Annotated in this window: 3 protein-coding genes; 2 read left to right on the top strand and 1 reads right to left on the bottom strand. The window is 65.4% G+C overall.

All coding sequences use genetic code 11. The features are described from left to right. A partial coding sequence (locus NTX40_04805; protein MCX5648403.1) for a 2-oxoacid:acceptor oxidoreductase family protein occupies positions 1-309 on the bottom strand: 309 nt, incomplete at its 3' end. Between the two features lie 231 nt (positions 310-540). Between NTX40_04805 and NTX40_04800 the strand changes: the two genes are divergently transcribed. After that, on the top strand, positions 541-1,158 hold the full coding sequence (locus NTX40_04800; GenBank protein MCX5648402.1) for a superoxide dismutase: 618 nt from the start codon (positions 541-543) through the stop codon (positions 1,156-1,158). A 93-nt stretch (positions 1,159-1,251) separates the two neighbouring features. Next, the coding region (locus NTX40_04795) for a VCBS repeat-containing protein (GenBank protein ID MCX5648401.1) at positions 1,252-1,582 on the top strand (331 nt) is incomplete at its 3' end.

Below are 1,582 nucleotides of genomic sequence, written 5' to 3'. Positions count from 1 at the left end.
GTGCGCCCCCGTCGCCTTCACCATGCTCGCGTTCACGAGCACCAGGCCGTCCGGCCGGACGACCGGCGCGAACCGGTCGTACGACATCTGATTCATCAGCACCAGGCAAGTCGCCTCCTCGACGACGGGGCTGGCTACGGGGGAGTCGCTCACGCACACGTGGCAATAGGCCGTCCCACCGCGGACCTCCGTCCCGTAGGACGGGAAGAACGTCACCTCGTAGTCGTGCATCAGGAGTTCGGCGACGAACTTGCCGAAGGTCATCAGCCCCTGGCCGCCGAACCCCGAAAAAATCATCCGCTCGTCCATGCTCCGTCGGCTCCTATGACTCGATTTCCGCGGCCCGTTGCTTTTGCCCGACCGGCGGCATAGCATAAAGGTACGCAAGAGCCATTGGTCGAGCAAGGCCAATCCTGAAAGGGAGGAGCGATGATGGCCCGGATGTCCAGACGCCAGGCGCTCGAGACCATCGCCGCCGGCGCCGTCGGCATCGCGGCAATGGCCGCCCCAAGCCGAGGTCAAACCAAAGGAGATTCCACAATGGCAACCGCTCCCGCAGGTCCCGAAGCCTACACGCTGCCCCCGCTGCCGTACAAGTCCCTGGAACCTGTCATTGACGACGCGACGCTCGCCCTCCACCACGACAAGCACCATGCAGGGTACGTCAAGGGCGCGAATGCCGCCCTGGAGGCCCTCGCGAAGGCCCGCGAGGCCGGCGACTTCGCCCTCGTCAAGCATTGGGAGCGGGAACTCGCGTTCCACGCCTCCGGCCATGCCCTCCACTCGCTCTACTGGACGAGCCTGTGGCCGGGCGGGCGCGGGGAACCGTCGGCAGCGCTCGCGCAGGCAATCGAGGCCTCGTTCGGCTCGAAGGAGAAGATGCTCGCCCAGTTCGCCGCCGCCACCAAGGCGGTCGAGGCGAGCGGGTGGGGCGTCCTCGCGTGGGAACCGCTGTCGAAGCGGATCGTGGTGCTCCAGGCCGAGAAGCATCAGGACCTAACAATCTGGGGCTGCATGCCGCTGCTCGTCTGCGACGTCTGGGAACACGCCTACTACCTGAAGTACCAGAACAATCGCGGGGCGTACGTGGACGCGGTGATGGGGATCCTGGACTGGCAGTCGGCCTCGGAACGATTCGCGCAAGCGGCGACGAAGTAACGCCGTGACGGTGTAACGAAGAAGCAGAGGGCCGCACCGCGCGAGGACGCGCTTCGCGGCCGCGGCTTCGAAATCCATGAGGAGAGAGTGGCCATGGTCAAGCATGTTCTGTTCGTAATCGGGCTGGGGATTTGCGTTTCCGCCGTGCTTGCCGGGACGCCCGCGCCCCAGTTCCAAAGGCTCCAACTGACCGACCAGTTCTACTGCGAAGGCGCGTTCTGCGCCGACTTCAACCGGGACGGCAAGATGGACGTGGTCTCGGGCCCGTTCTGGTACGAGGGCCCCGACTTCCGGAAGACGCACGAGATCCGCCCGCCCAAGGCCTTCGACCCCAAGGACTACTCCGACAATTTCCTGACCTACACGGGGGACTTCAACGGCGACGGTTGGCCCGACGTCCTCTACCTACCGTACCCGGGGAAGG

This window comes from Planctomycetota bacterium (genome assembly GCA_026387035.1).
Taxonomy (GTDB): Bacteria; Planctomycetota; Phycisphaerae; order FEN-1346; family FEN-1346; genus JAPLMM01.
The sequence above is the reverse complement of the archived record's forward strand: the minus strand, read 5'-3'. Positions and strand labels throughout refer to the sequence as shown.

Bases quoted from the DNA above. Each gene is read 5' to 3' on its own strand.
- NTX40_04800 (MCX5648402.1), top strand. From the start codon at position 541: ATGGCAACCGCTCCCGCAGGTCCCGAAGCCTACACGCTGCCCCCGCTG.